The 26939-nt window shown below is 36.4% G+C and carries 24 protein-coding genes and 1 riboswitch; of the genes, 7 read left to right on the forward strand and 17 right to left on the reverse strand.

Going from position 1 to position 26939, the window contains the following annotated elements; all coding sequences use genetic code 11:
- Window positions 1–241 precede the first annotated feature (241 nt).
- From PZE06_RS18135 to PZE06_RS18145, 3 genes are read right to left on the reverse strand one after another with little or no spacing between them, the layout of a single operon-like run.
- Window positions 242–1375: a WD40 repeat domain-containing protein gene (locus PZE06_RS18135; protein WP_275791757.1), complete on the reverse strand. Its 1134-nt coding sequence runs from the start codon at window positions 1373–1375 to the stop codon at window positions 242–244.
- A complete protein-coding gene (locus PZE06_RS18140; protein WP_275791758.1) occupies window positions 1372–2829 on the reverse strand; it encodes a HAMP domain-containing sensor histidine kinase in 1458 nt (485 codons plus the stop codon). Before PZE06_RS18140 ends, PZE06_RS18135 begins: the two co-directional genes overlap by 4 nt.
- Before the next feature lie 3 nt (window positions 2830–2832).
- Entirely contained in the window at window positions 2833–3531 is a 699-nt protein-coding gene (locus PZE06_RS18145; protein WP_275791759.1) for a response regulator transcription factor, read from the reverse strand.
- A gap of 609 nt (window positions 3532–4140) precedes the next feature.
- Here PZE06_RS18145 and PZE06_RS18150 point away from each other — a divergent pair.
- The gene (locus PZE06_RS18150; RefSeq protein WP_275791760.1) at window positions 4141–4593 is read left to right on the forward strand and encodes a hypothetical protein; all 453 of its coding nucleotides are present in this window, start codon (window positions 4141–4143) and stop codon (window positions 4591–4593) included.
- A gap of 83 nt (window positions 4594–4676) precedes the next feature.
- On the opposite strand, the gene PZE06_RS18155 is transcribed toward PZE06_RS18150, so the two are convergent.
- The 4 genes from PZE06_RS18155 to PZE06_RS18170 form a co-directional block, all read right to left on the reverse strand.
- A complete protein-coding gene (locus PZE06_RS18155; protein WP_275791761.1) occupies window positions 4677–7259 on the reverse strand; it encodes an ABC transporter permease in 2583 nt (860 codons plus the stop codon).
- Window positions 7256–7939, reverse strand: coding sequence for an ABC transporter ATP-binding protein (locus PZE06_RS18160; protein WP_275791762.1), 684 nt, complete (start codon window positions 7937–7939; stop codon window positions 7256–7258). The genes PZE06_RS18155 and PZE06_RS18160 overlap by 4 nt, the downstream gene beginning before the upstream one ends.
- Before the next feature lie 99 nt (window positions 7940–8038).
- Window positions 8039–9043, reverse strand: a complete 1005-nt coding sequence (locus PZE06_RS18165) for a sensor histidine kinase (RefSeq protein WP_275791763.1) — start codon at window positions 9041–9043, stop codon at window positions 8039–8041.
- Between the two features lie 3 nt (window positions 9044–9046).
- Window positions 9047–9736: a response regulator transcription factor gene (locus tag PZE06_RS18170; RefSeq protein WP_275791764.1), complete on the reverse strand. Its 690-nt coding sequence runs from the start codon at window positions 9734–9736 to the stop codon at window positions 9047–9049.
- Window positions 9737–9906: 170 nt separating this feature from the next.
- Here PZE06_RS18170 and PZE06_RS18175 point away from each other — a divergent pair, with 170 nt between their 5' ends.
- The gene (locus PZE06_RS18175) at window positions 9907–10515 is read left to right on the forward strand and encodes a cupin domain-containing protein (RefSeq protein WP_275791765.1); all 609 of its coding nucleotides are present in this window, start codon (window positions 9907–9909) and stop codon (window positions 10513–10515) included.
- Window positions 10516–10611: 96 nt separating this feature from the next.
- Window positions 10612–10696, forward strand: a riboswitch (cyclic di-GMP riboswitch).
- A gap of 69 nt (window positions 10697–10765) precedes the next feature.
- The gene (locus PZE06_RS18180) at window positions 10766–11125 is read left to right on the forward strand and encodes a response regulator (protein WP_275791766.1); all 360 of its coding nucleotides are present in this window, start codon (window positions 10766–10768) and stop codon (window positions 11123–11125) included.
- A gap of 72 nt (window positions 11126–11197) precedes the next feature.
- Here the strand turns inward: PZE06_RS18180 and PZE06_RS18185 are convergent, their stop codons facing one another.
- The 3 genes from PZE06_RS18185 to PZE06_RS18195 all read right to left on the reverse strand — a co-directional run bounded on the left by PZE06_RS18185 (window position 11198) and on the right by PZE06_RS18195 (window position 13519).
- Window positions 11198–12493, reverse strand: coding sequence for a hemolysin family protein (locus tag PZE06_RS18185; RefSeq protein WP_275791767.1), 1296 nt, complete (start codon window positions 12491–12493; stop codon window positions 11198–11200).
- Between the two features lie 217 nt (window positions 12494–12710).
- Window positions 12711–12986 (reverse strand): MerR family transcriptional regulator, encoded by a 276-nt coding sequence (locus PZE06_RS18190; protein WP_309145450.1) that lies wholly within the window; start codon window positions 12984–12986, stop codon window positions 12711–12713.
- A gap of 245 nt (window positions 12987–13231) precedes the next feature.
- Window positions 13232–13519: a CotD family spore coat protein gene (locus PZE06_RS18195; RefSeq protein WP_275791768.1), complete on the reverse strand. Its 288-nt coding sequence runs from the start codon at window positions 13517–13519 to the stop codon at window positions 13232–13234.
- Window positions 13520–14437: 918 nt separating this feature from the next.
- Here PZE06_RS18195 and PZE06_RS18200 point away from each other — a divergent pair.
- Complete coding sequence (locus PZE06_RS18200; protein WP_275791769.1) at window positions 14438–14842, forward strand: hypothetical protein; 405 nt, start codon at window positions 14438–14440, stop codon at window positions 14840–14842.
- Window positions 14843–14887: 45 nt separating this feature from the next.
- Here PZE06_RS18200 and PZE06_RS18205 read toward each other — a convergent pair whose 3' ends face one another.
- The 3 genes from PZE06_RS18205 to PZE06_RS18215 form a co-directional block, all read right to left on the reverse strand.
- Window positions 14888–16066, reverse strand: a complete 1179-nt coding sequence (locus PZE06_RS18205; protein WP_275791770.1) for a sensor domain-containing diguanylate cyclase — start codon at window positions 16064–16066, stop codon at window positions 14888–14890.
- Between the two features lie 314 nt (window positions 16067–16380).
- Window positions 16381–16665, reverse strand: coding sequence for a hypothetical protein (locus PZE06_RS18210; protein ID WP_275791771.1), 285 nt, complete (start codon window positions 16663–16665; stop codon window positions 16381–16383).
- Between the two features lie 94 nt (window positions 16666–16759).
- Window positions 16760–17986, reverse strand: a complete 1227-nt coding sequence (locus PZE06_RS18215) for an MFS transporter (protein WP_275791780.1) — start codon at window positions 17984–17986, stop codon at window positions 16760–16762.
- A gap of 287 nt (window positions 17987–18273) precedes the next feature.
- Between PZE06_RS18215 and PZE06_RS18220 the strand changes: the two genes are divergently transcribed.
- From PZE06_RS18220 to PZE06_RS18230, 3 genes are read left to right on the forward strand one after another with little or no spacing between them, the layout of a single operon-like run.
- Window positions 18274–19044, forward strand: coding sequence for a phosphosulfolactate synthase (locus tag PZE06_RS18220; protein WP_275791772.1), 771 nt, complete (start codon window positions 18274–18276; stop codon window positions 19042–19044).
- Window positions 19026–19565: a histidine phosphatase family protein gene (locus tag PZE06_RS18225; protein ID WP_275791773.1), complete on the forward strand. Its 540-nt coding sequence runs from the start codon at window positions 19026–19028 to the stop codon at window positions 19563–19565. The genes PZE06_RS18220 and PZE06_RS18225 overlap by 19 nt, the downstream gene beginning before the upstream one ends.
- 25 nt (window positions 19566–19590) lie before the next feature.
- Window positions 19591–20277: a phosphoadenylyl-sulfate reductase gene (locus PZE06_RS18230; RefSeq protein ID WP_275791781.1), complete on the forward strand. Its 687-nt coding sequence runs from the start codon at window positions 19591–19593 to the stop codon at window positions 20275–20277.
- A 231-nt stretch (window positions 20278–20508) separates the two neighbouring features.
- On the opposite strand, the gene PZE06_RS18235 is transcribed toward PZE06_RS18230, so the two are convergent.
- The 4 genes from PZE06_RS18235 to ltaS all read right to left on the reverse strand — a co-directional run bounded on the left by PZE06_RS18235 (window position 20509) and on the right by ltaS (window position 26761).
- Complete coding sequence (locus PZE06_RS18235; RefSeq protein WP_275791774.1) at window positions 20509–21129, reverse strand: YitT family protein; 621 nt, start codon at window positions 21127–21129, stop codon at window positions 20509–20511.
- A gap of 144 nt (window positions 21130–21273) precedes the next feature.
- Complete coding sequence (locus PZE06_RS18240) at window positions 21274–22800, reverse strand: glycine betaine uptake BCCT transporter (RefSeq protein WP_275791775.1); 1527 nt, start codon at window positions 22798–22800, stop codon at window positions 21274–21276.
- A gap of 279 nt (window positions 22801–23079) precedes the next feature.
- Window positions 23080–24282, reverse strand: coding sequence for a coiled-coil domain-containing protein (locus tag PZE06_RS18245; RefSeq protein WP_275791776.1), 1203 nt, complete (start codon window positions 24280–24282; stop codon window positions 23080–23082).
- A 514-nt stretch (window positions 24283–24796) separates the two neighbouring features.
- Window positions 24797–26761 carry a lipoteichoic acid synthase gene (gene ltaS, locus PZE06_RS18250; protein WP_275791777.1) on the reverse strand — a complete coding sequence of 655 codons (1965 nt, stop codon included), beginning with the start codon at window positions 26759–26761 and terminating at the stop codon, window positions 24797–24799.
- Window positions 26762–26939 lie beyond the last annotated feature (178 nt).

The following is a 26939-nucleotide window of genomic DNA, read 5'->3' on the forward strand; positions in this document are numbered from 1 at the left end:
ATAAAATACAAATGTCATAGAAGTTTGACCTACTTGTAAACAAAATGTCACAAAAATATCTATCTATCTTTTTGTGTGAGAAATGAAGGAAGCTTCTTACGACTTCGGTCTATGTCTTTACGTAAAATATAACTGTGAGACAAGAGCCCATTTTTAAAAGCAGAACAAATTAAAAAGCCTCCTCTTAGCCAAAAGCTAAAATGAGGCTTACACAATCAATAAGAAGCTTACATTTTTATAGTTAAAAGGTCACTATATAAGCAGAGTCATTACTGGGAACCATTTGCGTTAAGGAGCCTTCCACCGGTGAACTTTGCTTCTGCCCATGAATGAGAAGATTATTGCCATCAGGACTCCAAAACAATTCAAACGGCACGATGCCATGATATACAGGTTCTTGAAACAAAATATTCCTTCCTTGAAGTTTTCCTGCATAAACGGTGTCACGATCGTATAAAAAATAAGCTATTTTCTTACGATCAGGAGAAAATTTAAAACTGGTGACTTTTTCAAGTAGTGCTGAAAGTTCACCATTCCGCTGATCGTACTCATAAAGAGTGTTTTCTGGTCCCAAAAATACAAACTGGTTATTATTCAACCATGTAGGTTCACCAAGTGTTCTTAACTTTTCGGAATGAAGATTAATCCCAGTTTCAGTAATGGTTCCCATGATGATACTGGAATCTCGTTTTGAGTTCGGTAGTATCGTCAATAACAAATTATCGCCATTGTCAGAAATGCTTATAGCTGTAGGAGATTCATTTTCTATCTCCTTTAATGGATATGTTTTAAGTGATCCTGTGTCGGTATCGAAGAGATGAACTTCGGCTGGCTGCTTTTTCTTTGCCGTTAGTACAAGATAACAAATATAACGGCTATTATTGGACCACGATCCTCCCTGTACATACATTGATTTATTATAATCAATGGTAGCTATTTCCGTTTTACTGCCATCCTGAACGGATATCAAGTTTATGATTCCCTTATTTGAGGTTGAAGACATCATGAATTCAACTATCTTCTTGCCATCTGGTGAGACTAACAAATTGAAAGTATACTGATTCCATTCTTGTAACATCTCTGGTGTTTCATAAGGGAACGCAAGCGTGTGAAGATAATTACTTACCTGTTTGGCAAGCTCTTCTTTTTTAAAAACGCCAATAATAGAATTCGTTGAGGACCAACCAAATAGTTTATTAACAGCAGGGAGAGGATAGATCTTTTTTACCAGGAATGGATGGGAATTATGATTTTCAATATTGTTTTCTTCCTGTGTTGGAATCACGATTGTTTCCGCTCTTTCTCCACTGCAACCGGATACGAACAAGACCATAAACAATACGATCCATATCGCTCTAATAAACTGCTTGTTCATGATGGTTCCTCCTCTCCTAAACGATTGATTTCCATCACAACAATGGTCTGATTTTCCTCATAGAAGATTTTGATCGTACCTTTATGCTCCTCAACGATCGCTTTTACAATGCTTAAACCCAGCCCCATACTTCCCTTTTCCGCCACTGTTTCATTTGCTGAATAATGAGGTTGAAACAGTTTTGAATATTGAACATCCTCAAAAGGAGGACTAGGATTTTTAAATATAAAATGAATTTTTTCTTCAACCGTCTTCGCCTCAACATTTATTTCTGAATTGGCAAAGCTATATTTAATCGCATTATCCAGGAGGTTAATAAATAATTGACGTAATCTGTCTGCTTGGCCGTATACGAATAAATTTTCTTCAACATCGTATCGAATCCTTCTCTTATATCGTTCTGCCCGAAACGACATTGACTCACAAACATCTTTTAGAATTCCCCCAACATCCACTCTGTCAAACTTTTGATTAATAGAAGAACTCCGTGATATTTCGAGAAGCTTTAGTACCAAATTATGAAGGCGTCGGCTCTCTTCTATGATGTGATTCATTCCCTTATCAAAAAATTTCTGATCGGATTCTCCCTTTTCTTTTATCATTTCAGCATACCCCAGTATGGAGGTTAACGGTGTTTTAAGCTCATGGGTGATATTATCATAAAAGCGTTTTTCCTGTTCATTCAATTCCTTTAACTGATCCCGATCCCTTTCGATTGTAGAGATTTGGTCCTTTATTCTATAAATCATTTCATTAAAATTAATAGCAAGTTGCCCAATTTCATCTTTTCTTTGAAAGTTGATATCGACATCCAAATTCCCTTTCTTAATTTCTGATGATGCCTCCGTCAGCTTTGTCAGAGGAATTGTAATATTTCTGGATAAAATATAAGAAAAAAGGTACGCAATCGCAAATATTGCTAATGCGATATAAAAGATGAAATCCACAATTTCCCCACTCTGCTTGTAAAGAAGACTAAAATCTTTTGAAAAACGGAGTATCCCTACTTTGGTTCCATCAATGACAACTGGATATGAAAAAAGAGCTTCTGCCTTACTTCGATTATAAGTAATATGATAAGCTGTATTTCCATTAAGAGCCTCTTTTAGATCATCATCACTTTTTGCTAAAAATGCTGTTTCATCAGACGATGCTAACAATTCACCATCTACGCTATAAACACTAACATTGCTACCTGTGGAATGAGTTAAATCATTTACCATATCTGTCGCCATATCACTGAAATAAAGTTCATTGCTCTTATAATGATTAATCAGAAACGCTTGTCTTACATAGACAATACTATTTTTTTTCAGATCCACTAAATCTGAAGTAACAACCTTTTGATTGTTTGACCATATCGTCTCTTTTACCGTTTGAGTAAGCACAAGGAAAGAAAGGACAAAAATGACAAAAAAGCCAATGATAAACTTAGCCTTTATCGTTCGAAACATCCTTTATCCCCCCAGCTTCTCAAACTTATATCCAATTCCAAAAACAGTAGTAATCAAATCACCTGCATTTAGCTTTTTACGGAGCCTTTGAATATGGGTATCGACCGTGCGTGTGTCCCCTACGAAATCATATCCCCACACAAGATTTAACAGTTCGGAACGAGAGTAGATTCTTCCACGTGATTCAATTAAAGTCATGAGCAAATCAAACTCTTTAGGCGTCAATTCCACTAATTGCTCATCCTTCTTTACAATCCTTTCCTCTGGAATAATCACAAGGTTTTTAATGCGAATTATTTCGTTTTTTGTATTTCCATAATCGCTTAAATTTGCATGATTTAAACGGCGAAGAATCGTACGAATCCTTGCTACGATTTCCCGAAGATCGAATGGTTTTGTTATATAATCATCAGCACCATATTCCAATCCTAGTACTTTATCCGCGATATCAGATTTGGCCGTAATCATTAGGATTGGTATATTATAATTCTCCGTAACCATTTTACATAAGTCTAGACCACTGCAATCAGGAAGCATCCAATCGAGTAAAAGAAGATCAGGTTTGAACTGCACCAATTTACTCATTCCTTCCGATCCACTTGTTGCAATACACGTTTCAAAACCTTCCGATGTTAGTCGATAAGATAATAAATCCGCAATCGGTTCATCATCTTCAATAATAAGAACCCTTGTTTCGTTCATAAACAGTCACTCATTCCTTTTATCGTATGTATTATTACTTCGCAATTATTTTAAAGCCCTATTGAAAAAATAATTTTGAACTCATTGCATCTGTTGCCTGCTTGGTTTTACACCTTTGTTCATAAAACAGACAAGTCAGAGAGAAAAAGAGCCCCCAAAAATCGACACCGACATACAATAAAGCCTATTTAAAAACATAGATACTCTTTAAATTATTGTAGCACAACAAATTCAGCTGCACTCCATTTCCTCTCTGCTCCTCTATTTAACTCCTACGTACTATTGCAGCTATTTATCGATGAAAAACCTTAATTTCTCTCGCTTTTTTGTTCTGACGAAGGATCGCCTGGGCTCAAGAAATTGCTAGGAGAATGCTTACTTACTGTCTCCTTTACATCAAGCCAAACTAAGTGAACATTATTGTTTCTTCACACCACACGATCATTAAACGCCTCTTGATTATAGTTCATTGCATTTAAATAACCACTTATCCTTGTTTCATTCAAATCTTTTTTGAGCTAAATTTACACCTATCGAATTTTAGCCACTTTTTAATAAAAAAACATTTTTGGCAAACAATAATAGTAAAACATGAAGGGAATTTATCTTATGTTAAATCAAATTATTTTATGGGTGATGTTGATTCTCCCATGGGGATTATTGTTTTTTTTAGATAAACAGCGGGTGAGCCAATTTTTACCGGCAGGGTTATTTTCCTCACTTTTAATCACGATCGTATTTCAAATCTATGAAAGATGGGATATTGTAAACGTAAAAGAAACGATTGTGCCTCTCACAAATGTCCCCCCAGCTACATATGGATTATATATTGTGTTACCGATGTTTTTTTTGTACATCACTTTTGGCTACTTTTGGCTTTACTGGATTCTTAATTTGGTTAGCGATCTAATCTATTGTTTTGTATTCATGGAATTATATGAGAAGTTTGGCATCTTCGATATTAATAAAATAAATTATTTTGGTATATTTCTCATACAACAAGCATTATCCATCCTAATTTACCTTTTTCAAATAGGGTATAATAAGCTTCGAGAACATTAAAGAATTTAAAGAGGCACTTTCCTATTTATTCGGGAAAGTGCCTTAGTTCACAAGCATCGGCGAAAAGACATTCTTAGAGGCTCCTAAATATTCTCTTGTATTAAACCATCAATGATATTTTCTTTTTTGATCTTCCGAATCGAATACAGCATCACCGAGCTCACAATGATAAAAATAGCGATAATGACATAAACAATGTTCATCCATGGCACCATTAATCCGTAGGAAAAGGGGCCTTGTAAGGACCAATGTATAAGCGCCATTACCACTGCACTAATAGGTAGCCCATAAAGCAATGCTTTCACACCATAAAAAATACTTTCATAGTTGATCAACTTATTAAATCCTTTTGGCGTCATTCCAACTGATTTTAACATCGCAAACTCACGTTTACGCAAAGATATACTTGTTGAAATCGTATTAAATATATTGGCTACAGAAATTAATGAAATTAAGGCAATGAAGCCATAAGTGAACACAGATAAAAGCATAATAAACTGTTCCTCTTTCTGTTTCTGCAAAGAAACATTATAGACATAGGTAGTAGTGGAAACCTGAGCCTCTAGCGCCTTCTGTGTCTCCATCGGATCAGAGCTATTTATAAATAAGTTCGTCTGCACTGAATCGGAAACATCCTCCTTTATTATTTGCTCGAGCACCTCTTCTCGGACGATCACTTCTAATGCTCCTACACCTGATGTCATTATTCCCATTGGAACGTGGTCTGTTAACGCTGCAATCTTTATTTGCTGATGGGATGCTTCCTCTTCGCTGTCATCATCCATTACGACCGTATCCAACACTTCCCCTGGTGTCATCTCAATTGCCTTTGTCTCAACAAATTTACCTAAACGATAATCCTGATATTTAATCTGATCAATCACAATAGCGTTAATGGTTGAGTTGTCTTCAAAGTCATTTTTATTAGCGTCGATTTTCTCTACATATCTTTGAAAACTCGAATCATCAAGTCCATATAGATTGATGACAAAATCATACGTATCTCCTTGAGATTGTTCATTCTCCATGATGTCATGAAGCTCTTTTGGCCACGCTTCCTTTTTTATTGGTGCTATTAACTGCATTTTCCTTTGAATGCTATAATCCGTAATTCCCGTCAAACCTGTGAGGGATTGTATTTCCTCGTTGGTCAAATCGTTCTCATTCACTTCCACTTGAATGTCAAAATTGATTCCGTCCTGTGACAATTGGGCAGACTTACTGATATTACTTGTAAAAAAAGAGACCGATAAATACAAAACAATACTAATGACTAAAGAAAATACAGTGGCTTTATATCTTCTTTTATTACGTTTCACATTTTTTAAACCAATTTCTGCTTCAATTCCAAAAATTTTTCTCACTAGCTTTGATGTTTTTACTGTTCTGCCAGATAATTTAATGTCCTGAGTTTGTCGAATCGCATCGATTGCAGCAATTTTTGACGCTTTTCTCGCAGGTAAAAAGGTGGAAATGAATATTGTCAACAGCGAAACCACACATGCAAGCAAGAGCGACAACGGTGTCACGACTACTTCTAATTTCTCGGTAACTCCGAGTGCTCCTTCAATAAAGGAATTAATAAACAAATAGGTGACAGCAATGCCTCCTAATCCTGCAACAATTCCAAGGGGAATACTTATTAAAGCAATGATTGCTCCCTCAAAGAATACGGAATCTCGTTTTTGTTTCCTCGTTGCCCCTACACTAGAAAGCATTCCTAATTGTCTTGCCCGCTCCGATACACTAATAGCAAAGGCATTATATATGAGAGATACGGAACCGATTACGATTACAACCATAATGATACAGGCAAGGGAATACAATGTTCGTTGCAATTCATCATTATCTGTTACTCCATAAAAACGTAGAAGTTCCTTATTAAATTTAATTGTCTCTATCTTATTTTCACTTGCTACTTGTTCAACGGTTTTATAAAGGGAACGATTGATCTTATCAACGACGACAACAGCATCGACCACATCGTCATTGGCCAGTAAACTCGGTTCGATTAAATTGATAACTGTGTAAGCCGGTGACCAAGTAGATTCCCATATTGGTCTTTTAATGACACCAACAATCGTAAATGTTTGTGAATCCTCAATTTCTAATTGTTCTTTTACCCCGTTCTCATCTTTGGCAAGTGGATCATTTTGCCTCAACTGATCATCGTATCCTTCTACAACCCTCTTCCCATAATCGAGAGTGACTTGTTGACCAATCCTGTAATTTACACCAGCATCATTTTTAATTTCCTCTGAAATAACGATCTCATTAGCAGCTTGTGGAAGCCGCCCTTCACTTAACTCAATTGGAAATTGCTCAAATCCTGGCTCACTAAGTTCCTTTACAAACAAATATGGTTTATTCTTATTTTGGGAATTTGCTAACTTTGCATAGCCACGATCTCTTGAAACGACTAGCTTGCTCGTCGATTCTTCCTTTGCGATCGTCTCCAGTTGCCCTTTTGTTACATCTGAATATTGAACATGCCATTCACCATTAGAAGCGATCGATTGCCTTTTCATTAAATCAAGAAAGGAAACTGCTAAAGTCGAAACCGCCATGATCATGGCAACGGAAATAATAACTCCGATAATCGTTATAAGAGTTCTTCTTCTATTCTTGCGTAAATGTCTAATCGTTAGTTTATTAACAATATTCATGGACGGAGCACCTCATCTTTGGCAATCCTACCATCCTCAATCGAAATAACACGGTCAGCCTGTAAAGCAATACGTTCATCATGGGTGATAACGATGAGTGTTTGATTAAAAGTTTTATTAAACATTTTTAGCAATTCCATAATTTCGCTGCTATTTTTACTATCCAAATTTCCTGTCGGTTCGTCAGCCAAGATAATAGCCGGATTGCTGATCAGTGCCCGTCCGATCGAAACACGCTGCTGTTGACCACCAGATAATTGATTCGGCAAATGGCTTAAGCGCTCTTTCAAGCCAAGAATTCTCACAATCTCATCTAATTGTTTGCCATCTACCTTATGCCCATCCAGCAACACCGGTAATGTTATATTTTCTTCAACCGTTAAGATCGGAATAAGATTATAAAATTGGTAAATTAAGCCGATTTGTCTTCTTCTAAAAATAGCTAATTGTGTTTCGTCCAGCTCATAAATATTTGTATTATCGATAAAAACATTCCCGCTTGTCGGTCGATCAACTCCGCCTAATAAATGAAGCAAAGTGGATTTCCCTGAACCGGAAGGACCGATGATCACAACGAATTCTCCTTTTTTTACAGAAAACGATACCCGATCCAACGCTTTTACCTCTGTAATCCCTTTTCCATACACTTTAGACAGATCTTCTATTTTTAAAATATCCATGCAAAAAACCTCCACCATTTGTCATTGCTATTTAGTATATCTGTCTAAAATGACTTTTCAGTGACTATAAAATGACAATATAGTCATTTAAATACTAACTTAAATCACCTGTTTATAAAATTTAATTTGGAAAGTGGTTCCCTTATCAACTTCACTTCTCACCTCGATATCTCCTTGCTGGTTGGTGATGATACTGTAAGATAAGGCAAGCCCTATTCCAACGCTATCCTCTCCCGCATTTTTTCCTTTATAAAATCGTTTAAAAATATTGATCAAATCCTCTTTGTCGATTCCTTTGCCATCATCCTGAATCGTAATCTCTGTATAAAGTGGATTTTCTGAAAAAGAAATAGCAATATAGCCACCTTCATCGGTATGCTCTACACAATTTTTCAAAATATTGATCAACGCTTCTACCGTCCAATTAAGATCACCGATAAAGATCGCATTATCATCCCCTGATATTTTTAAAGACTGCCGTTTAATATCGATGGGAATTAAAATGGACTCGACAGCTCTCTTAACTAATGAGTGTACGGGAATTCTATCCTTTTTAAATAGAACTGTGCCTGCATCAATTTTTGACAATTTTAACAAAGAGGAAACGAGCCACTCAATTCGTTCTAATTGCATACGCATATTTCTTGTGAACTCAGCTCTTTTGTCTTCATCTAATGTGGGATCACTTATTAAATCAGACATAACGATCATCGACGTAAGCGGTGTTTTTAACTGGTGCGATATATCTGAAATTGCATCCGTTAACCGCAGCTTATCTTTTTGCAATAAGGAGCTTTGTTCAGATAGCATGAATGTCACTTTATAAAGATCATTTTTTAATATACTTAACTCCCCTTCATCATTATCACGAACGTCAAGGCTATAATCTCCACTTATAATTTTTCTAATCGAACTAGAGAGCTTTTTTAATTCAGAATAATGCCATCTTGTAAAATAGAATGAGACAATGATTAAAATGACAGAAATGCTCGTCACTGCAATAGCAACTTCTAGCGAAAAGAAGATTGCAGTCATTATTGCCGCAATAACAGTGATCATAGATTGTACGAGCATGAAAAAACGGATTTCACGATTGCGAAGCATTCCCTATTCACCAACCTTATAGCCTATACCTCTTACGGTTTTTATGATTGTTGGGCTTTGCGGATCATCTTCCAGCTTTTCTCTTAAGCGTTTTATGTAAACTGTTAACGTATTATCATTGACAAAATCACCAGCGACATCCCATATTCGTTCTAAAAGCTGGACTCTTGTCAAAACTTGTCCAAGGTGATTAGCAAAAATTAATAGTAATTTATATTCCAATGCCGTTAAAAGAACCTCCTCCCCATTTTTCCAAACCGTTCCTTCCAACGTATTAATGCCGATATTTCCGATTTCAATGACCGTTTTGGGCTGCGTTTGCAGATGTAGGTCATATCTTCTAAGAACAGATTTAATTCGAGATATAAGCTCACGAATTCGGAAAGGCTTCGTAATATAGTCATCAGCCCCCATATCAAGCCCCATTACAACATTGACCTCGTCATCGAATGCAGTTAAAAAAATAACGGGCTTATCACTGTGTTTTTTAACAATTTGGCATAGCTCATAACCACTACCGTCTGGAAGGGATAAATCAAACAAACACAAATCAACTTCATTTAATCCCTTTGTTAAAAAGCTTTCAGCTGATTTAGCATCGTGATACAGCACTGTTTCAAACCCATCCTTCTGCAGGGAGTACTCTAAGCCAGCAGCAATCGTCCTATCATCCTCAACTAATAAAATTTTCATTCTAGCACGTCCTTACACGGGATTCTTATGTTTATCATATTTTATTGCTACTTAAGCGTCAAAGGCTTACGTAAGTGATTCTAACTCACAATTGTACAAAACACGAAAAGAACTTCATTTGCATAACATGCCTAAGAGTTTTCAAATGTGAAAAAAGAGGTGAAAACAATATGGCGGCCTACTTAGATTACACATCACCAACCTTACAGTACACTTTTGACGTCAATAAAAGCACATTATTCAAAAAGGATAATGACAACCTCATTAATATATTAGGCATACATCAGCTCAATACATTGGAAAATACATCCTTGCTCGATATATTTTTAAGTGCTAATAATGTCATTGAACCACATTATCATCAAAATGCAGCCGAGCTTGTTTACTGTATATCCGGAGCAGCGATCGTCTCCATTCTTAACCCCTTCACAAAGCAAATTCAAAATTATCCAATAAAACCTGGTCAAGTCGCAAATGTTCCACAAGCATGGTGGCACTATGAGGTGGCAACAACAGATCATACCCATTTACTTGCCATCTTTAATGCCCCTACTCCCGAGGTGATCCTAGGCTCTGATCTGCTCAAATTCACTCCAGCAAATATCGTTGCCCATACGTATTGCATCGATGAACAAAGCTGGATTAAGACCGTTCAACCGGTGCAGCCAAGCACATATATTGGTCCATATAAAAACTGCCATAAAAACAAGAAAAAAAAGACACGAACCGAACCGTTGATCCATCCTTATGCCCATCAACAACCTGAACATCGCATTTAGAATAAACACGCTATCGTTCCCGTCTAACTATTATGCTGAAGCCCCTTTTCCTGAATCATTAATTTAGTTTGCTAAATCTCTTTTTGCCATGTTATCATTACCTTCGGGCAAATTTTACGAAAGTAAGAGACGCAAAGCCACGGGCCTAAGACTTAATGGTTATGGTAGCCGGGTTGCAAAAAAGATTCTATTATTGACAGAAACACTTTTTTCGCTAATTTGCCTTATTTAATAGCGAAAGGTGAAGAAAATGTGTAAAACTGTATTAATTGCTGATGACTCCAAATTTTCTCGAAATTTGATTAGGGGTCTTGTTAGCGAAAATGGCTTCAAGGTAATTGCTGAAGCTGCTGACGGAAGGAGCGCTGTTACTACCTATCAGAAAAAACGCGCAGACATTGTTTTGCTAGACTTAACCATGCCTATATTGAATGGGTTAGATGCATTGCGGGAAATTATTCATTATGATCCGAGTGCAAAGGTCATTATTTATTCAGCAATGGGACAAAAAAGACTCATTATCGAAGCTTTAAAGCTCGGTGCTAAGGATTTTGTCGTTAAACCTCATTTCTCCGAACTGATTCCGGTAATGAGAAAATTATTTTGGTAAAGTTTCCAGCATTCCCTAACATATAAAAAAGCACGAGGAAATTCATTCCAAGTGCTTTTTGTTTGTTATAGTTTAAATTTTAGAAACTTCTAAATAAAGAATTTGATGCCCCTCTTTACTTTGGACTTTAAAATTATAGCCATTGTATTCAATTTCTGAACCAATCTCAGCATCAATGTTCTGCGTTAAAAACCAGCCGCCAATTGTATCAACCTCATCATGGGGCAGATAAATGTCTAATAAATCACTTACATCTTCAATCAAGACGCGTGATTTCAAAATATAATGGTTATCACTTAATTTTCTGATGTCTGGAATTTCGTCGTAATCGAATTCATCCCTTATCTCGCCAACAATTTCTTCTAAAATATCCTCAACGGTTACTAACCCCGAAGTCCCCCCGTATTCATCCATCAAAATAGCAATATGAATTCGTTCCTTCTGCATTTTTACGAGTAAATCATGAATGGGAATCGTTTCGATAACACGAATAACTGGGTTGATAAAATCATCAATCCGAAATTTTTCTTCTGTTCTTTGCTGATGCAAAGTAGCTGTTAAAAATTCCTTCACATTAATGATTCCAACAATATTATCCTTATCTCCATCCACAACTGGATATCGCGTATAGTTCTCTTTTTTAATCGTATTGATCATTTCTTCCAGTGTGCTGTCAATAGATAAAGAAACAATATCGGTTCTCGGGACCATAATTTCTTTAGCAATTCTTTCGTCAAATTCAAAAATATTATTCATGTATTTTAACTCATTCTTATTGATTTCCCCGCTCTTATAACTTTCGGATAACAAAATGCGAAGTTCCTCCTCAGAATGAGCAACCTCATGCTCAGAAGCTGGCTTAAAACCAAATAATCCTACCAGTACTCGTGCCGAGCCATTTAAGAACCAAATGAATGGAAACATGATTTTATAGAACCAAATAATAGGAACCGCAAATAAAAGTGTGACAGCTTCTGCTTTTTGAATAGCAACTGTTTTAGGCGCCAATTCCCCAATAACAACATGTAAAAAAGTAACTAAAGCAAAAGCGATTGCAAATGATAATATTTGGGTAAGAGATTGATTTAAATGAAAATATTCAAAAAGCGGATGTAATAATTTCTCAACAGTCGGCTCACCCAACCACCCTAAACCTAATGCAGTTATCGTGATCCCCAATTGACATGCTGACAAATATTCATCAAGATGCGTTACCACTTTTTTAGCCGAAACGGCCCCTTTTTTCCCTTCTGAAATCAGCTGTTCTATTCGTGAAACACGGACCTTTACAATTGCGAATTCAGTTGCAACAAAAAATGCGGTTAAAGCGATTAATAAAACAATTAAAAATAAATTAATGGTCGTCAATCATCAGTCTTACACAAAAGTAAGACGTACACCTCCTAGTAAGTTCGTTTGCTTGCTTTGTTCATCTGGTCCAATTCAGCTAAGGAGCAACAACAATGCTGTATCAAAGACAAAGTCTCAGAAGAAATATTCTTTTTTATGTTCTTCTTTTTCTTGTCATCTGTCTGCTCAAGTTGAGATACAATCTCTGCAACCTCTTTTTCTAACCCGCGCATTTTTAAACGGATTTCAAATACATCAATTTCTTCAGAGAATTTTTCGATAATCTCTTTTTAATTTCGTCGAGCGTCATACCTACAGCTTTCCGCTTCTCAATAAAATGTATTCTTTCGATCGATGAATCATCATAATAGCAATAGTTTGAAGAGGAACGTTCTGCTTTTAACAAACCTAAACGTGTATAGTAATCTATTGTTCTTTTAGTAACATTAGATTTTTCTGCTAATTCACCAATTTTCAGCTTCTCAGCCCCAATTTTTTCACCTCTAACTATAACGTTGTGGTTTTATTATAAGTATATTTTGTTCTCAGAGCAAATATATCCTTAAAAAAGTTCTTCTACGGCTTTAATTTTTTTAAAAGCTAGAGAATGCCATTCTTCATACACCGAATCCTCTCATATTTCACGAACTGTTTATTTATATCGTTTTGTTCGTTTCACCATTTTGAGCTGCTAGCAATTCCGTTCACTATAAAAGGAGCACCTACTAAAAAAGTAAGTGCTCCTGTGCTTGCAAGTTACAAGCTGAACATTCCCCCAGCTCGTCTACATCTTGGATTATTAACATCACTTCCGCAATCGTAATTTTCCTCTACCACTTCATTTACCTGTCTTTGCGTAACAGGATAGAAATTCTCATTTCTTACGACTGTTCGGTTAACGTTAATAATTTCAGTAGGGTGAATTCGTCTAACCGTGCGCTGAGTTGTATGCACCTTTACAATTGTTTCTGTTGGTGAAACAATTGTTTTATCACCCTGAACATTTCCATGTGAATTCTCGCATCCACATTTTTTTCTACTCATAGCATTTCCCTCCTTTCTATTTCTATTTGTCTTACGCTACATCATATGTAAAAGGGAGAAGTTTCTCCTTAGTTAGATTTATTATTTTTCGATAATTGATGAGAGCGCCTTAAAGCATAAAATACTAAAAAGAAGTTCTGTTAAAAAATATATAAAACTTCATATCGATGTATCATACGTTTAACTTATCGAAAGTGCCAAATAACATAGTGGCATTATGCGATAATGTCATAACAAGATTTGACTCTGAAGCAAAATAAATCTTCACATTAGCAAAAAAAGGATAATCGCTTACTATACCGCAATAGTGGAAGAATATCTTTAATAGAAATCACCTGTCTATATCATGAACTATTACATGATGGAAAAAACTAGTTTTTTTTAAAAAAAGAATTTGAGAAAGTAATGTTTTAAGAGAACCAGCCACTCCCGCAAATTTAGACTAAATTCACCTCCAAGCTCAGTTGAAAAAGCAACAGTTTTGAGATATTGCCAGGCTTTTAGCAATCAAAGTAGCTGAACATGGTGATGTGTTCAACTAACATTAGCAAAGTATTGGCCGCGATATTAACTTATGATGAATAAAAAGTTTTGAAAAGGACATTTTGGCATAGAGCTGAAAACAAAATAAGGAACATGGACGGCTAAAACTCCCTCCAAGCCCTCCTTCAAGAGCAGCAACGACTTGCCATTCATCAATTATTACGTATTTATTCATAGTTTGTTCATATTTACCAGCTACAATAAAAAATAAGAAAAGCTTGCCTTTTCATTTACCCTCATAGTATTCCTTTCAAATATCCGGTCAATGGCTGGATATTTTTCTTTTTCTTAAAATCACTCTTCATCCTCCATCAACAAAAAAAGCTACCGAAGCATATGTTATAAAGAATCAAGACTTGAGGAGTGAGGAGTGGCGTGAACAAAACAGAAAAAGAACAAGTGCCCATATTATTGGAAGAAGAGAGAGAGCGAAGAATTTTAAAACTAAGGCAGCAAGTTGTCGCCAATGTTTGGATTCAAGCATTTGCAGGATTAGCGGAGGCAGCGGCAGTAACAAAATTATTCTATTTAGAGGAGCAAGTACCAGGCTCCCTTGAAATCGTTCACGGAGTATGGATTCAAGTAATCGGTACACTATTGGAAGCGATCGGTCTCTCTGAACAGCTATTGACAGAGGATGAATCAGTATTTTTTTACGGTCAAAGACATGCTGTCACCGGGGATTGGATCCAATCAATTGGTGGGATTGTTGAAGCCATTGGTGGAGAAAGAGTTTTACAAGATGCGATGCGCAAAAGCCTTGATGGACTCACCCCTTAAATCAGTTAAGATTGCCCCGATTTCTGAAAAATCGGGGCCTTGCAGCTACTTGGAAAAATTTGTTTGTAATTGTTGAAAGATTTTCTTGAGCACCCCTTTCTTTTTAACCGGCAGATCGCGTATTTCTTCCATATAAAATTGGATATTGTTTTTCCCTTTGCTTTTCGCATAATACATTGCCTTATCTGCATTGTTTAATAATGTTTCCTCATCCTCCCCATCCTCTGGATACATGGCAATCCCTATGCTAGGTGTCACTTTTGGTTGTTTATCTCCTAGCAAATAAGGAAAGGAAACATTTGTCAATACCCTCTGAGCGATATCTTGAATATCCTCTCTTTTTGTTTCTTCAAATAAAATGATAAACTCATCACCACCTAGCCGAGCAATGAAATCCTCATCTCGCACTGAATTTTTTAATCGAATTGCGACCTCCTTTAATAACAAATCTCCCGTTTCATGCCCCATCGTATCGTTTACTTTTTTAAATCCATCTAAATCAATAAACATTACAGCTAATGGATGGGAGAGCCGCCTTGAGCGGGAAAGCGCCTTTTTTAAATGCCGTTCTAACAGTGTTCTATTTGCTAAATCAGTTAATTCATCGAAAAACGCGAGTTGTTTTAATTTCATCTCAAGCATTTTTCTTTCAGTTATATCAATAATTTCGCCTGTAATACTGATTACATGACCAAAATTATTTTTTATCGGTGTCCCTCGATAAATAATCCAGCGCATTTCCCCATCCGGTCGGATAATACGAAGCTCAGTCGAAGTCGCCGTTCCGGTGGTCAGTTGGCCAATTTTTCTTTCAATTTCTTCTATATCCTCCGGATGAACAATTAGTTTCCATAAATTTAGATCCTCTCTAATCTCACGATATGGATAGCCATATATATGCTCAATTCCTTTAGAAATATAAAAATCCCCTGTCTCTGTACTATAAGAAAACACTGCGATATCATTAACTGTATCGAGTGCAACTTCAATCAGCCGCCTTTCTTCGTTAATTGTTTCCAGTTCTTTTTTTGTTAATTCGTATAAAGCCGCTTTTTTACTTGTTTTTTGATAAAGATGGGCAAACGACCAAATGCTGATCGCACCAACCAATATAATCATCACAGTAATAGCTTGTAGCGAATTTACTAATATATAATTATGGGCAAGCAAAACGATTGTAAACAGTAATATGGCGGTAATCTTGACAACATTCGAGCGGTTCATAATGTTCTCCTTTAAAGTCTGCTTATTTAGCGAATTTTGTCGTTTTATTGGGAACGGTCCACAATCGTTATCGTACCACTCGCCTTGTTATAAGACAAATTTAAATTAACTGTTAATTGTTAGCTTCAGAAAGCATATTTTTTTGAGCAATGAATAAGGGAATTTCAATACTATTAAGACTCACAGCGCATATAACGTTCCAAATGGACAATGTCTCAGGAAAAGTTAGTCCAACGATGGACTACTTTCTCTGAGCGCATATGGCGAAATCAAAAAAAAAGTGAGCCTCCAAATAGAAGGACTCACCTTATTCGTCATTCTTTCTCCTCTTCGACTTTTAATTCGATTTTTTTACAGCCAACATAGAGGCAAGAATAGATTTCTAAGCCTTCTTTTGCCTTCGCCAGCCCTTTTACATACGGTTTAACCAAATCCTTGAAATCCTCTCTAACTCCTTCCTCTTCCAAAATACCATATACGTATAGCTTTTTCTCATCAAATAAAAAAGCGATATTTCCCACTGCCTTATTTGCCGAATTAACTATATTCAACACTTGAAACTCTGCTGTCATCACTTCAGGTGAAAAATATATTTGCACAGTATCATCTCCTTTGCCATATCAATGAAAGGGTAGAGGCGAAAAGAAACAGCTATTCAAAGTGAAAGACTTACTAAACCATTCATTCCACTACTTAAGTAAACTGCCATTTTTCAAACAGTGAATCATGATCGTTCTCTTCTGACGTTTTCTTTTTTTGGACATGAATAAAGATAAGTGATAATAGGGCGACTAAAAAAGTTAATGCTGCTGTCGTTAAAAACATCCCTGTTCGAGACCATTCCATTAAAGTACTATATACCGGCGGTCCAATCGCAACTCCTAAAAAGCGCACAGATCCGTATAAAGAGGTAACAAAGCCTCGCTTATCTGTTGAAACAGAGCCTGTAATAAAGCTATTTATACAAGGAAGAACTAAACCCGTTCCAATACTACTAATGACAAGCACCGAGAAAAAAGGTATTAATTTTTCGAAAAAGACGAGTGTGGAAAAAGATATCGTCATAAGGAGAAGGCCTAACACGATAAGTGCTTTCATCAATCTCATTTTTTTGCCAATTTTGCTTCCAGTTATATAAGAAGTAGTTGTCATAAATAGGAGGGGAATTGCTAGAATCCCTCCTTTTAACACACCATCAATGTGGTGTTCTTTCTCCAAAATATCAGAAATATAAAACAGAATACCGAATAAAGTGAATAAGCAGGTCGCACCTGTTAAATAGGCAACGAACAACCAACGTCCTTCTGTTTTAAAAACGGATACAAGCCCTTTAACATATTTTCCGACAGGAGGAGGCTCTTTGTGTGCCTTTTTTTCTTTTATAAAGAAGAAGGTTAAAAGTACCGAGATTAAACAAAATACAGGAAAAGCAAAAAAAGCTGCATACCAAAACACTAGTGCAAAGAGTGAGCCTATAATCGGACTTATCACTTTGCCAAATCCGTTCGACGCTTCGACAAGACCAAGTACTTTACTTTGCTCCCCACCTTTAAATAAATCTCCGGTCAGTGCCATCGCAATTGGGGCTGTTCCAGCAGCTCCAAGGCCTTGCATGATTCTCCCAGCTATAATCCATGTATAAGCATTTGAAAACCAAGCTGCCGCAATTCCTGCGAGCAGTCCACCACTCCCATAAAGAATAAGAGCAGGAATGATAATAGCCTTACGCGAAAAGCGATCCGAAAGATATCCTAATACAGGGATAGAAATCGCCGCCGCAATGGAAAACACAGAAATGATCAGACTTACTTTAAATTGCGAAATATCCAACTCTGTTTTCATCTTTGGAAGAATTGGAATCAGCATCGAATTTCCCAAAACAAGAATGAGCGGAATTGAGCCTATTGCAAAAATTGTCATTCCTTTAAGTTTTTGCTTTACCAATGCTCAAACACCCCCTTAGATGAAAATCAAGATTTTTGCTAGTACACTTCTTTATTGTTTGAATGAAAATAAAAGTTTATACACTCACTCACAAGCCTAAATCCAGCCAAAAGAGCCCAATATATACACATTCACCCAGTTTTTGAATAGGCTAATTTTACAAGTGAAGATTGTGATGATGTTGTACCTATATACAGTTATCACGAATTTTCTGTAATTTAATTATCAAGGCAGCGTTCAAAAAATGAGGAGGAACGATCCGTATGGATTTTTTGCAATTACCATCAAGAACAAAAGGAACTAGAAGCTTTGGGCTTACTTCGGTCGTTGATTTTGGAACGCCCATTGGTCAATTACAACATATCCTCGAGGACTATCATCAGCTAATTGATATTGCTAAATTAGGTATCGGTACTGCTTATGTCTTTCCTAATCTGAAAGAGAAAATAAAGCTTTACCAAGACTATAATATTAAAACTTATTGTGGAGGAACGTTATTTGAGAAATGTTATCAGCAAAATAAAATAACTGAATATCTGGACTGGCTTAAAGAACTAAATATCGAATGGGTTGAAGTTTCGAATGGCACATTAAATATCCCCCTTCATGAACGGTTGCAAATCATTTCTATCATAAAGAAAGATTTCCATGTGATTGCCGAGGTAGGCTCAAAAGATTCTTTTAATGAAATGCCGATTTGTGACTGGAAAACAGAAATCAATTCATTGCTTCATGCAGGTTGTGAATATGTGATTACGGAAGGAAGGGATTCTGGTACTGCTGGAATTTACGATAATAATGGCTCCATTAAAGCAGAACTCATCTTTGAACTGATCGAGGATATTGATTGGAAAAAAGTGATCTTTGAAGCACCATCACCCAAACATCAAATGTTCTTTATCAATTGTATTGGCTCTAACGTTAATTTAGGAAATGTAAAAATTTCAGATGTTTTAATATTGGAGACTCAACGACGTGGCTTAAGAAGTGAAACTTTTAACTTGGAGGAACAAGAATGGACATTACCGTTATAAGACACCTTCCAACTGAATGGAATATCAAGCAAAAATTACAAGGAAAAAGAGATATTCCCATTCTTTCTCTCACAGAAAAACAGCATCTGAATATTGCTAAAAACACGAATCTTTTAATGGGAAAGTCTTTTGATCATGTTCTTTGCAGCAGCCTCCTAAGAACGAAGCAAACAGCAGAACGATACGGCTATACCGCCGTGCAAGATGCCCTGTTAGATGAATTGGACTTTGGACCGTTTGAAGGACGTCCAAAAGAAGACCTGCTCTGCGAATTCGGTGAGCTTTGGATTGAACATCCGCAAAAAATCGTACTTGGCGAGAGTCTTTCTAATCTAGAAAAACGAATCATCTCTTTTTTAAACAAGTACAATAACGCTGCCCATTTACTCGTATTTGGTCACGGTTCCTGGATACGCGCATTAAGCTCTTATCATCGATTTGGTCACATCAATGCGATGAATAAAATGACAGTAAACAATAACGAATGCATTTCACTTGAATTTATCACAGTTGAAATTTAGAAATGGAGTGATTTTTTTGTCTGCCCTGTTAACCTATGATAATTGGAGTGACCCAATATTTGATGAACGGTCAGATTACTTAGAAGTGTTAAAATGGGCCTATCGGGAATATAAAAATGAAATTATCTACGCTTGCAGCTTCGGAGCAGAAGGAATCGTTCTCATTGATCTCATTCATAAAGTTAACAAAGAAGGCAAAATTACCTTTCTCGATACAGGGCTCCATTTTAATGAAACATATGACTTGATTGAAAAGATAAAAAAACGTTACCCGTCATTACAAATAGAAATGCTCCAACCTGAGCTTTCGTTGGATCAGCAAGTAGAACTACATGGCGAAGAACTATGGAAACACAATCCAAATCTATGCTGTCACATCAGAAAAGTCCTTCCTCTACAAACCGCCCTGAAAGAGGCAAAAGCTTGGATTTCAGGCTTAAGACGTGACCAATCCCCAACTAGAAGCAACACGCAATACGTCAACAAAGATGAGAAATTTAAGAAAATAAAAATTTGCCCTCTTATCCATTGGACATGGAACGATGTTATCACATATATAAAATTAAACAAGCTTCCATACAATCCATTGCACGATCAAGGATATGCCAGCATCGGATGTGCACCATGCACGCAGCCAGGAAACTTCCGCGATGGCCGATGGGCAGGCCAAACAAAAACAGAATGTGGATTGCATATTGCAGAAAACAAATAAACTCCTAAAAATGATGGAAAGAGGGTGTCCAAAACATGCTTTACCTTTTCGGACACCCTCACACTATGCGAATGCAGACAGTACAATTATTGATCCCCAAGTTTAAGTTTTTACTCTTATGTGATTCACTTAAACCCTTCATACGGAATAACACTCCTCAATTTTACTATGCGGTTGTCCACTTAAACCCTTGAGGTGGACAGACCATCCGATAAACAGGTTATTGTTCTGCTATTTTCTTCTCCAACTAGGTGTTAAAAATGTAGTGGAATAAATCTTTAATTGATAGATTAAATCGATCACATTTGTGGAAATAAGTTGACAAATGACGGCAAAGAAAACAATTTTATAATCGATCACAAAAGAAGTTAAGAGAAAGATCAATAAGTTAATTCCCATCATGACTTTCCCAGGACTCCAATTTTTATATGTAGCAATCATCAATGCTGGAATCACCATTCCTCCGCTAGAAGCACCTGTGCGAATAAGGATTCCAACACCAACTCCAAAAAGGACACTGCCTACAGCAATATCAAGTAAAATATGAGTATGAGGAATATTGTTGAATGTTGTGGAAATTAATGTGACAGTTGTCGAGGTTGCTGCGACCGCAAGAATCGTTCGGAATGTCCACGTATAGCCGAAATACTTTAAAGCAAAGACGAGAAATACAACATTGGCTAACCACAAGGAAAATCCTAAAGGTAAGTGGAACCAGTGATTAACAAGAATCGCTATACCAGCAGCACCACCAGAAGGAATGGAATGTGGAAACAAAAAAATAGACATCGCCATTCCTTGCATGATCGCGCCAAGTAATAGGAAGGAATAAATCAAAATAATTTTTTTCATACTTTTTAATCGAAAGGCTCACTTATATTTTCGTATAACCCGTTCATTGCATTCCCTCCTATTGGACATCTCCCCTTGTCCATTTTATGCCTCAGAAAAAGAAATTATGTTCATTTTCCTGATTGAACGGAATCATGTCATTTTTTACGCCTTAGCTTCTGGCTTTTTACGTGGCTTAGGTTTATGATACAATCCTAATTCTTTTTTCTCTTTTGTTAATGATTTGAACAAAGATAGCATCATCAAAAGCATTATAAAGGAGAACGGAAATGCAGCAGCAATTAAAGCATTTTGTAATGCCTGTAAACCACCACTATATAAAAGGATAAGAGCCACGGTTGACTGAGCAATCCCCCATGTATACTTCACTCTTGTTGGTGGAGTCAGCGATCCGTATGTCGTTTGCATACCGAGTACAAATGTTGCGGAATCCGCCGATGTTATAAAAAACGTACTTACAAGTAAAAGCGCTACAATAGAAAGGACCATTGACCAAGGAAATTGACTAAAAACAGCAAACAGAACCTCCTCTGTTGCATATTGCGTTAAATCTAATGCACCAGATGCTTGAATGAAAATGGAGGAATTTCCAAATACAGCAAACCAAAAAAAGCTAACAAGTGCTGGAAGTAACAGCACACCAATAATAAACTCACGGATGGTTCGTCCTTTTGAAACACGGGCGATAAAAATTCCTACAAATGGTGACCAAGAAATCCACCAAGCCCAGTAAAAAATGGTCCAGCCATTAATCCATGAGCGATGCTCTTCATCTAAAGGAGCAATGCGAAAGCTCATTTGAACAATATTTTGAATATATCCTCCGATCGTATCTGTAAACATATCTAATATTAGAATCGTCGGACCGACAACGAACATTAAAATTAGCAATGCAACAGCAAAAATCATATTGATATTGCTTAAATATTTAATCCCTTTCCCCAATCCCGTTCCTGCGGAGACCATAAATAAGACCGTAACGATTAAGATAATAATAAACTGAGTAATAAAATTTGATGGGATTCCAAATAAATACGAAAGGCCTCCATTAATTTGGGCCGCTCCAAACCCTAAAGTTGTCGCTACACCAACTACTGTTGCAAAAACAGCTAAGACATCGACAATCGTTCCCAAAACCCCGTCCATCCACTTTCCTAAAATCGGCTTAAGGGTAGATGAAATAAGTCCAGGTTCTCCTTTTCTAAATTGAAAATAGGCAAGTGCCAAGGCCACTAAAGCGTAAATTGCCCAAGCATGAATCCCCCAGTGAAAAAAGGTATAGCGCATCGCTTCCTTATGTGCAATATTTGTTCCACCCTCGGCTAAAGGCGGATCAATGTAATGAGACAGCGGTTCAGCTGCTCCCCAAAAAACAAGGCCTATCCCCATTCCAGCACTAAATAGCATTGCAAACCATGATGGCGTAGAGAATTCCGTTTTTTCATCTGGCTTGCCCAGTTTTATCGCCCCTACTGGACTAAAAATAAGAAATAAACAAAAAACGACGATAATTGTAACTAAGATTAAGTAATACCACCCGAAAGCCGTTGTTAAAAATTGTTGTACATTGCCCGTCGCTTCCTCAAACGTTTTAGGAGCTGTTGCTCCAAATATAACAGCTGCAAGTACGAGGGCTAATGAGATCCAGAATACATTTGATATTTTTTTCATTATTACTCCCTTCTCCCTTTTAACTCATAATGATTAATAAGAAAAGTCAAAGTTATTTTTTCTTAGAACTAAGAGATTTATGTAGAGATGCCCCATGATATTTCGATGCACAAAATAGAACAACATCAATAATTGTTATTTTAGAATAATTATTACTATTCCTCAATGAAGACAGCCCAATTTACGAAATAAGTATGAATCTTGAATGGTGAAAATTTCCCAACAAAAATAAAAGGGTCTATCCCTCTACTAAAGGATAGACCCAATAGTTATTATCAATTAAAAGTTTGCAACTCTTCTTACATGTCCTTTAAAGGTATTTTTATAGTATCCAGAGTTCATGTTAGCAATCGCTACACCTGTTGAAGATTGCGAACCGATGAATTTTCCACCGCCAAGATAAATCCCAACATGTCCATCTTTTTTATAAGTGTCGAAAAATACTAAGTCACCAGGACGAGCTTCACTATACGATACTTTAGTACCTTGGTTTCTTAAAGTACTTGTGCTTGAACCAATGCTAATACCAGCTTGTCTAAATGCCCAACTCACAAAACCAGAACAATCGAATCTTCCATTTGCTACATCATATGCTGTTCTTCCGCCACCAAATACATAAACAGAATTTCCTATGTATTTATATCCAGCTTGTAAAATGGTATTAAGACTACCATCATTTGCTGGTGGTGTATAAGCTACTTTTGAACCCCCGCTTGAGGAGTTAGAAGCACTTGAGTTGCTATTACTAGTTTGCGCTTGTGCTCTCAATGCTCTCTCTGCTTCTAATTGCGCTTGACGTCTTGCTTCTTCTTCTTGACGAGCTTTTTCTTCAAGCTCATCCAACTTTGCAAGATTTCCTTTCTGCGCTTCTTCTAATGAGTTTTTCAATTGGTCATTTTCTTTCTTTTGCTCAAGCATTTGAGCCTTCATGCCTTCTAGCTCTTCTTTTTTATCAGTTAATTCTGCAAGCTTTTGATCAACCTCTGCTTGCTTTTCCTCAACTGCTGCTTTGTCCAATTCATGCTGCTTAATTAAATCACTATCCGCATTTGCAATTTGCGTAACGGCAAATACGCGATCAATAAAATCACTAAAATTTTCAGAACCTAAAAGCACTTCTATGTATCCAACTTTACCGCCAGATTCTTGGAAAGACTGAGCGCGCTTTGCCAGCACTTCAGTTCTTTTTTCAATCGTATCGTTTAATACTGCGATCTCTTCTTTTAATTTTTTAATTTCTTCTTGAGTAACAGCAATTTCTTTTTCTGTCGTTGCGATTAATTTGTTATTATCTTCAATCGCTTCATTCATTTTTTGAATCTTTTTTTCTAATGCCGCTATTTTATTTTCTGTTTCATCGATTTTTTGTTCTACTTGTTGAATTTGTGAAGAATAGTCCGCACTCACAGACGGGATAGTAACTAAACTCCCTACTCCCAAGATGATAGTGGTATTCAGAGCTACAAGTTTCTTTTTCATCATTCTTATTTCCTCCGACCTTCATGTTTTCGACAAGTTTTTAAATTATGTATTTAATACAAACTCTATCAAACTACAAGTTTTTTAATTTTAAACTCAACATTCCTAATAATGACAAAATACATCTAAAACTAACAATTTTCTACTCCCCTAGTACTATAGCAGTCTATCATAACAACAAGGTTATAATCATATTACAGTTATGTTTCAATTTTATAGTACCAGGTACTATTTTTTTATACAAAAACTAGGATAATAGTATGATCCACCTTAGATTTCCCCCGTCTAAATAACTAGATGGAAACTCTCTATTATGTTCTCAATTTTTCCCTTAACAAAAAATATGTCAGAAAAAGTACTTCTGAAGTCTTCGTTAAACAATACAATATAATAGATAAAACGACTTTTCCTATCTTATTGCTGAAGATCTTGCAACCAAGTAACACTCTCATAAGAGTACTAGCCTCAAACAACCAAAAAGAGACCGTCCCAATAGGACGGTCTCACATCGTTATATTTATTCATCGATTGACGTTTTAGCTTCTTTGTCAGAACTATTATATTCATACATAGAACGGTCGATTGGCGTAAATTCTGCTGGAGTGTAAAAGCGTAATAAATCGCCATTGACTACTTTATCTGAAAGATGCAGTTTATATTCTACAACTTCCTGTAATTGTTGCGCCTTTTCCATTTGTTCTTCGTCAATTAATTCACCTGTCTCAGAGTTATAGAACTTTCCTCCAACAGATGAAATGGTTGGGCTGACAAAGTCTCCGTTACGGAATGGAACAAGTGAATCATGATCTTCGGACAATAAATCAGTACCAAATTGGATATACTCTTTAGAGTCAATCCCTAATAAGTGAAGCAATGTTGGTAAAATATCAATTTGTCCACCGTACTCATGGTTTATTCCACCTTCCATTCCTGGAACACGGATAAAGAGCGGCACTCTTTGTAAACCTGCTGCACTATCAAATGTGGACAGTTCTTTATCTAACACTTGTTCCATCGCTCTATTATGGTTTTGGGAAATGCCGTAGTGATCACCATACATAATGATAATGGAATTATCATATAAACCGGATTCTTTTAAATCTGTGATGAATTGCTCTAATGCTTCATCTGCGTAACGTGCCGTTTGGAAATAATTATCCACCGATTTGTCACCAGTAGTATGCGGAGCAATTGTTGCTTCATCTTGATTCATCGTATACGGATAATGATGTGTTACTGTAATAAACTTCGAATAAAACGGCTGTGGTAATGTCTGTAACAGCGAGAATGACTGTTCAAAGAATGGCTTATCCATTAAGCCATACTCTGCCATTTGGTCAGCTTCAGCATCGTAATAGCTTAGATCAAAAAACTTATCGAAGCCAAAAGATTTATAAATTTCATTACGGTTCCAGAAACTTCCTGAGTTACCGTGGAATACGGCTGAAGTATAGCCCTTCTGTCCTAAGATGGCTGGAGCAGCCTGGTACGTGTTAAGCCCTTTCGTTGTAAAAGCTGAACCTTGTGGCAAGCCATACAATGAATTTTCCAACATAAATTCCGCATCAGCCGTCTTTCCTTGTGCTGTCTGATGGAAGAAATTATCAAAGTAAATCGTATTTTCATCTCTAATCATCGAGTTTAAAAACGGTGTCACTTCTTCACCATGTAATTGATAATCCATTAAAAATGATTGAATCGATTCAAGATGAAGATAAATCACATTCATGCCTTCACCAATTCCAAAGTATTCAGGATTTGGTTCAGCATAGTTAGATTTTGTAAAGTTGATTACTTCGGTTACATCACTACTATCGGCCATTACTCGTTGTGCTGAAGCCTTTGTGCTCTGTACCGCATCATAAATTGTGTAATTATACATTCCCAAATACTTAACAATGTAATTGCGATCAAAGCCTCTTGTTAATAATTCAGGTCTATCTGCTTCAGCAAGGGCCAAATTCAAACTTGAAAAGCCCAAAGCCAATGATAAAACAGCAATAATTTTTCGACGGCCCATGTCTTTTACTTCTATTTTAACAACTTTAAATAAAAGCAGCGCAAGCAAGACTAGAAAATCAACGAAAAAGAGAATATCGTATGGTCTTAAAAGGGAAACAACACTACTTGATACATCACCAAAATTTTGCGTTTGAAAAATCGTTGGCAATGTAATAAAGTCGTTAAAAAATCGATAATAAACTACATTCGCATATAGCAAGAATGACAATATGAAATAAATCGTCATTAACGCACTATATTTTCGTCTTCCTTTAAAAAATAGTGCAAAGCCTAGAAATAATAAAGATGAGCCCAATGGATTCAAAAATAATAAAAACTTTTGAATGCCATTTTCAACTCCTAGTTCAAACTGATTTAATTGAATGATATATGTTTTCAACCATAAGAATACAACGGCAACAAGAAAAAAGCCGATATATTTTTGTGAAATATTAAATCGTTTATTTAATACATTATTCATCTTTGTTGCACCTACCTTCTAGCAAACTATTATACTTATTTCATGAATAATTTACTCAACTTTCGCAGACCAAATCAGGCAGGTAAGCCCTAATATAACCGGGTAAACCTGTAACCCATTGTGATAGTTGATTTTTAAGTAATTGCTGTGTTTGTTTATTCGTTTTCTTCAAGACATC

Origin of the sequence: Robertmurraya sp. DFI.2.37, from assembly GCF_029211245.1 — a bacterium.
GTDB lineage: Bacteria > Bacillota > Bacilli > Bacillales > Cytobacillaceae > Robertmurraya > Robertmurraya methanolica_A.